Origin of the sequence: Desulfogranum japonicum DSM 18378 (assembly GCF_000429945.1) — a bacterium.
GTDB lineage: Bacteria > Desulfobacterota > Desulfobulbia > Desulfobulbales > Desulfobulbaceae > Desulfogranum > Desulfogranum japonicum.
Genome location: NZ_AUCV01000080.1, coordinates 1 through 6695 on the forward strand (window position 1 = coordinate 1; position 6695 = coordinate 6695).

Here is a 6695-nt window from a genome sequence, read left to right on the forward strand (position 1 = left end):
GAAAAGTTTCTGTTTAATCCCTTGATCCCTTTTGCCATGTATCTTTTAAGCCAGTCACGAATAGTATGCGGATTTCGTTTTAAGATCTGGGCTATTTCTGGTACTGTTTTGCCATCATTGCTCAGTAAAATTATCAGTGCTTTTTCTGAGTCCTTTGAAGAAGCCTGCTTCCTAAATGAATGAAGCTCATTCTCTTGTTCTTTAGATAAACTAACTCCTAGCATATTTTGCTCCAGTTTGATTTTATTGCAAATTTACAAGCTGGAAAGCTAATGTCAATGCTTTTTATAAATAATTATGTCGTTATGCTTACCCTGTACCGATGGTGGTTTTCGGCAACAAACACCGGAAACCACTTACACCCGATTCAAACATCTGGTAAGCCCGGTCTGTGGCCCTGTAAGTCAGCTTGGCCCCATGCCTGGTCGTCATACTTTTTCTAGACCAGTATATGTTTCTGGTTATCGTGTCTGCCCTAAATCCAAAGCTGTCAATGGCCAATCCTTTCAACGGGTCTGCGCAGGAAAAGGCCAGAGCGAGCAGCAGGCAAAGGTAAGCGCGCTCTTTGAAGCGATTGAACGCTTCAGCGGTATCTATCAAGGTGATGAAGCCATCGTGCGTGGTTCAATGAACGAGATGGGTGATGAGGCCATCTCCCCACATTCCCTCCAGTTGTTCAGTGATAAGCAATATGAGACATATGGCAGACAACGAGAACAAGATATTGAAAATGCACTTCGTGTTACCAAAAAATACGAGCCAGAACAGGTAATAGACTGGACCCCCGCCTGGTCACTATCACATAACAAGCCAAGATTTGTACCATTTACTTACTGCTACACAGAGGTCCCCTCCTTAATTGACAATTCATTTACCCTTCATAACGGTAATGGTGTAGCCTCTGGAACCTGCTTTGAGGAGGCAATCCTCCAAGGCTTTTTTGAATTGGTTGAACGAGATGCTGTAGGCATCTGGTGGTACAATAAAGCAAGCAGGCCACAAATTAACCTGGCACAGATCGAGGATGAATATTACCTCCAGATGAAAGAGGAATATAATCAACTTGGCTGCAATATCTGGATACTTGATTTAACACATGATTTACGAATACCGGTCTACACCGCACTTGCCCAGAAAAAGAATGAAGAACGGTTCTCTATCGGTTTTGGTTGCCATCTTGACTGGAAAATCGCACTTCGACGCGCATTGACAGAGCTGAACCAGCTGTTTGATCCTGCTGGAGATTTACACGCCCCCTGGGACCACCAACAGCTCCACTCAACTGCGTTTCTATATCCTGACAACACTGCATATCAAATACCGTTATCTGATTATGGTGCCTCCTCAAGCATGCTTGAGGATATCGAAGAATGCATGCTTAGGTTACACCAGATTGGTCTTGAACTTGTCGTCGTGAATAAATCACGACCTGATACAGGAGTATATGTTGCACATGTGATAGTTCCGGGTCTACGACATTTCTGGCCCCGTTTTGGCGATGGCCGGTTATATACGGTCCCCGTCCAGCTAGGATGGCAAAATACACTCAGGTCAGAAGACGAGCTTAATTCAGTGCCACTGCTTCTCTAGACCTAACCCAAGGAAAAAACATGGGGAAATTAGTCAAACAATCATCAGGACCAACAGATAAACCCGAACAGACAGATTCCATCTGGTTATTTCGGGAGCACACTATTGGCCGCGACCCACGCTGCAACAGCGTCCTTTCCTGTGGAAATGTCTCAAGATTCCATGCACGAATCAGCTGGTCCGGCAATCATTGGACTATAAAAGATCTCGGAAGTAAAAACGGTACCTTCATCAATGGCAGGAAACAACAACCTGGCGAAATGCACCAGATATACGCTGGAGATAAGATTATTTTTGGGGACAGACAGCAAGAATATCTATTAGTGCAGGACCTCGAGCCGATGTCCTGCCTTATCACATCTGGAGATGACGGAGCCGAGACCCTTATCCCCTTGGTCAACCTTCTTCCCCTTCCTTCTGAGAAATCACCCTTATGTACCATTTTCTCGACCATCGAAAACCGATTCACCATGGAAGACGAATCAGGTGCGGTTACTATACTCGAGCACGGTATGATTTTCCGCACAGGTAAAACCCTGTTTGAAGTTGTATTTGCAAAAGGAGGAAACGAGATCAAACCGACGAGCCAGCTCGAATCAAATCTTATGGAGCCTATCCCCATCCACCTAGATATCGCTGTGGCTCCAGACGAGGAAAGTGCTGAAGTGACGTTGCAGATCGGAAATACAAGTCACACCCTGCAACCAAAAGTACATCTCTATCTGCTTGCTCATCTGGCTCGAATACGAGCCTCTCAAACCGTAGAAAAGTTTGACTCACAGAAGCACATTTTAGAAGATGGTAATGGCTGGGTGGACTGCAATGTCATCTGTGACGACCTTCTCATCAACAGAGAACACCTTGCCCAACAAGTTTTCAGAGTCAGGCAGGATTTCAAAAAGTGTGACCCCGTTGTCGCCGAACGTATTATTGACCGCCGTCTGCGTGGCAAAGTACGTATTGGTTTTCCAGCCAATAGTTTCAATATTCGGACTATGTTCTAATTTAAGAAATGGTCTGTAACTCCCTTCTTAGAAGCTAGTTGTTACCTCTCTCATATTTTCTAACTCATTAATTATACTCGCACATTCTAACTTGCCTGATTGTATTGAAAGTCTGGCACGGCTTCAACACCCTCCTGTTGTAATGGTTTGTAACCAATTGTAATGGTCGGTGATGGTACTATACCTGTGATCTTGGTTATCTTACACCATACCTTGGAAATAGGAGTTCTTAAGGCAGGTTGATGCTCAACTTTTGCACCTTAGAAAAATGAGAGCAATGAGAATTAGTAAAACCTGCATTTTGACTTGTGCTAACAACCATACAAGGAGGTGAGGAAAATGAAAGAATAATATGTCATCCGTAAGATATTGCCTAAAAACAATGAAAAAATCGTCTTTATCTTAAAGCATTTCAATATTTTAAGCGAGAAGCAGGAGAGTCAAAATAAAATTTACCACCTTTACTGCAAGAAGGTTCTTTTTGATCGATGCATGTCCCACATTACATTCAAGTGTTCCGCACATTACACACAAGGAGATATGAAATGGAAATTACATTAACGATCGTAAACAAAGATGTGAATCTACAATCGCAACAAATTCTTGCCTATCTGAAACCACAAGGTTCAAATTCTGACTGGTTGATTGCAGCATGGCAATCCTGTGCACCGCAAGCTGGAGGAGGTAAATTTATTCTCCCTGCAATCAACAACACAGTAAGTGCTTATGGTATATTCAATGGTGATAAGGAGACAACGCGCGCTGTTACGATTCCATTGCAGAATATGTCGGTATTCTCTGTATCTGGAAATGTTACTCAATTGGGAGTCCCGACCCCGGATACAGTAAATTTGACCCCCCAACAAAGTGGTGTTAGAAACGATACATCGGTGGGAGACCTTTACCCAGTTTGGTGTCTGAACGGTAACAGTGTTTGTAAACCCAGTAGCCCAATGTTTAATAGCGGGATGTCATCATTTGAGCTCACTCAAAAAATCTATCTAACAATTGGTAGTCAAACTAAAACAAAGACATTTATTGTTCAAAACTGGACTGATTTGCAAGGGATTGATCTTGATGCAAATTTAAAAAGTGCAGACATAGAAGTTCAGATAGACAAGGCTACAAATAGGCCTATTTTCAAAATGACTAACGAAAAATACTGACGTAAATTTTCTTTCTTGTTGAAAACAATCCGTTTTGACTTGAGGAACAATAATTAGTGCCCTTCTCAAAGAAATAATTATTATTAATGAAAGGGCACTATATTTTACAATAAACATATTGGAGAGTTTGATGCTAATCAATCTTCAAATAACTATCGGATTCACTTCAAACAATCACAAACTATTGTTAGCCTTTAAACCTAGGTGCAATAATAGTGAATACAATGTTTTCCAGTGGAAAACATTTGAAGTGGTCTCAGGTAAAAATATTTCGACTTCTTTTACGTTAGACAGTTTGGTTGCCAAAATGTGCTATGAAGACGTCCAAGAAGGTAAAATTATAAATTGCAGTGATTCAATTGAAAAAGGACAGTCTGTTACATTTAAAGATATAACCAGTATATCGGCTCAGTTTACGAAACCTATGTCAGATTCTACGATACCATCTAATCAATTCGGCGTACACAATGAAAGTTCAAAGAAGGGACTATATCTCGAATGGTTTAGCGGGGGATCGGAAAGAAATATGATTTGTAGATCAATTTCAAAATTGTACAATGGCACTACATGTTGCCTTGAAATAGAGCAGAAGATTTATCTTAGCATTGGCACACAAAGCGATCTTCCAATAATTATCCCTACAAAAAATATTGAAAATTCGAGAGCTTCTTTTACTGAGTGGAAGGGGATATCATTAAATCCTTCTCAACAACAATTGAATATAACGGCATTATTGGACCCAACGACCAATAAACCGTATTTTCAAAAAAAATGATAAGGGAACCTGAAGATGACAACTGAAAGTAACAATTTAATTTGTCAAAATTATCCTGACAAAATGTTTGACAATCGCGTTCCTATTGGTGCGATTGTACTCTTTCCTGGAAAAATATATGACTTAATCGATGGAAACTTGTGTTTAAAAGCGCATCTTCATTTGGGTGGCTGGATGGAAGCCGCCGGACAGGAATTAGATAAAAAGTTGTATTCTGAATTGTACGAAGTTTTAGGAGATGTCTATCGCCAACAGTCTGTCTCTGACGATACTTTTCAGCTCCCGGACATGCGAGGTTTTTTTGTACGAGGTGCACAAAACGAAGCTATAAAAACCCCTTTGGGCGTATTCAATGATCCAGATGCTGTGAGTGGAGCACGCCTTGACTACACGACACTTAAACCTACTGGATCTTCGATAGTTGAACAGGTTGGTACTCTTCAAAAACATGAATTTGCAGAACATTCTCATCAAATTAATGATTTGACACCGATAATGGGTAGCGACAAAGGACCGGCTGCACAGGCAATATCAACTCCTGGCGGTGCAAGCAAAAGTACAGCTGTAAATGGCGGTAACGAAACAAGATCAAATAATATTGCGATGTATTATTTGATAAAGACACGTGAAAGTCGGCTAAAGTTATAAATTGCCACAACTCCAATTTCGTGAGATTACACACCTTAAAAGACCCATTGCTACACAAATGTTATTTTTTATATTTAATCAACGTTCTCTAGAACGTAAATAATCAACAATAGTGTATTCTTTTTAGAATTTATTTTAAATCACAATTTAGGAGAAAACAATGCCTACAATCAATCTAGTTCAAGCATCAGCTCACATGGCTGATAAAGTTTATCTCATGAGCGCAGTAGTAAATGGACATGACGTAGATTTGACTAACCTAGGTGGTGGAGGAATTAGTTTTACATGCACTAATGATTTTGCCACTATAAAAGATGCCAATAATGTAAAAATCACATACGACAATTCAGTACCACAGCAACATGAAGAGATTCAAGTAAGTAGCGTCCATGGTCCATGACTTTCAGTTCGGCTCGAGCGTCAATAATATTAAATTGTTTATAAAAATAAATTTGGTTTCGCCCCAGTTTCTTGGAAAATGTGAGGAAAGCTCATGGATAAAACAATTATTGAAAGCTTAGCAATATTTTACCAGCAGCCCGCACAGTACAGTGAAAGTTTCGATTTCACCATTACCACTGAACACAATTCAGAAAATATCTATCTTCTTGCCCAACTTTGCGGTTTGGTCTACGACAAGAACATAGATCATAGTGACATTCTTGCTCAGGTTCAAAAATGGCAGGCCCATGATAATTCTCTTTCTGTAAAAATCGTTGATATTGAACAACCTTTGCTGGCTGAATTTGAAGACCACACTCTAGCGAAAGGCTTCTGGGAAAAGACCTCCAGATTTATGGTTCTTTATAATAATGATTTTATCATTCTCTGCTTTCGCGGAAGCTCCAATATTGTTGATTGGTTTAAAGACGTTGATCGACATCTTATTTCTTTTAAAGAAGGAGAAGGAGAGGTACACAGGGGTTTTTATAGAACCGTCAAGAATATGCAAAGTGAAATTGATAAAGCTCTTACCCCAATTCTGAAAAACCGGCAGGTTTATGTTACAGGCCACAGTCTTGGAGGGGCTCAAGCTCTTCTTGCTCCACTTACTTGTGATTCTCTGGCAAAAACCGTCTCTATCACAACGTTTGGACAGCCAAGAGTTGGTAACAAGGCATTTATGACATGGCTCAACCCCAGAATCAAAGGTGGTACAACCTGGGTGTAGCCGGTCTATATTAAAACTCTCTCAAGTTATCTATCTGTTTTTTCGTTGTATGCAAACCGCTTAATTCGACGCCCCCAGCCAAAATGTCGATTTTTGTAAATATAATTGAATTGTGATCCAGGCTCTTTTTGTGTCATTATCAGGGCAAGCGTACGACATGAACCGAGAAAAACTTTAATAACCTATTGAAAATAAAAATAAAGAAGGTGATATTCTGGCCAGACAGTGTATTCAACCATAGCTAACCGATTCAATACAATGGAGAAGCAATATGGTTGGACAAGTTACCTTGCTACAGAATCATAAAAAGACTCAAAGAAATACGCATAATCGGCAAAACG

General features: G+C 40.3%; 8 protein-coding genes. 7 read left to right on the forward strand and 1 reads right to left on the reverse strand.

The window, feature by feature from the left end:
* A partial coding sequence (locus G493_RS0121835; RefSeq protein WP_028582082.1) for a helix-turn-helix domain-containing protein occupies positions 1–224 on the reverse strand: 224 nt, incomplete at its 3' end.
* Positions 225–297: 73 nt separating this feature from the next.
* On the opposite strand from G493_RS0121835, the gene G493_RS30710 reads away from it, so the two are divergent.
* The 7 genes from G493_RS30710 to G493_RS0121870 all read left to right on the forward strand — a co-directional run bounded on the left by G493_RS30710 (position 298) and on the right by G493_RS0121870 (position 6354).
* Positions 298–1590 (forward strand): YcaO-like family protein, encoded by a 1293-nt coding sequence (locus G493_RS30710; RefSeq protein ID WP_051309786.1) that lies wholly within the window; start codon positions 298–300, stop codon positions 1588–1590.
* A 20-nt stretch (positions 1591–1610) separates the two neighbouring features.
* The gene (locus tag G493_RS0121845; RefSeq protein ID WP_028582083.1) at positions 1611–2594 is read left to right on the forward strand and encodes an FHA domain-containing protein; all 984 of its coding nucleotides are present in this window, start codon (positions 1611–1613) and stop codon (positions 2592–2594) included.
* Positions 2595–3139: 545 nt separating this feature from the next.
* Complete coding sequence (locus G493_RS0121850) at positions 3140–3760, forward strand: hypothetical protein (RefSeq protein ID WP_028582084.1); 621 nt, start codon at positions 3140–3142, stop codon at positions 3758–3760.
* A gap of 130 nt (positions 3761–3890) precedes the next feature.
* Positions 3891–4535 carry a hypothetical protein gene (locus G493_RS0121855; RefSeq protein WP_028582085.1) on the forward strand — a complete coding sequence of 215 codons (645 nt, stop codon included), beginning with the start codon at positions 3891–3893 and terminating at the stop codon, positions 4533–4535.
* A 15-nt stretch (positions 4536–4550) separates the two neighbouring features.
* The gene (locus G493_RS0121860) at positions 4551–5183 is read left to right on the forward strand and encodes a tail fiber protein (protein WP_028582086.1); all 633 of its coding nucleotides are present in this window, start codon (positions 4551–4553) and stop codon (positions 5181–5183) included.
* A gap of 160 nt (positions 5184–5343) precedes the next feature.
* Entirely contained in the window at positions 5344–5583 is a 240-nt protein-coding gene (locus tag G493_RS0121865; protein WP_028582087.1) for a hypothetical protein, read from the forward strand.
* Positions 5584–5676: 93 nt separating this feature from the next.
* A complete protein-coding gene (locus G493_RS0121870; RefSeq protein WP_028582088.1) occupies positions 5677–6354 on the forward strand; it encodes a lipase family protein in 678 nt (225 codons plus the stop codon).
* The last annotated feature ends 341 nt before the right edge of the window (positions 6355–6695 follow it).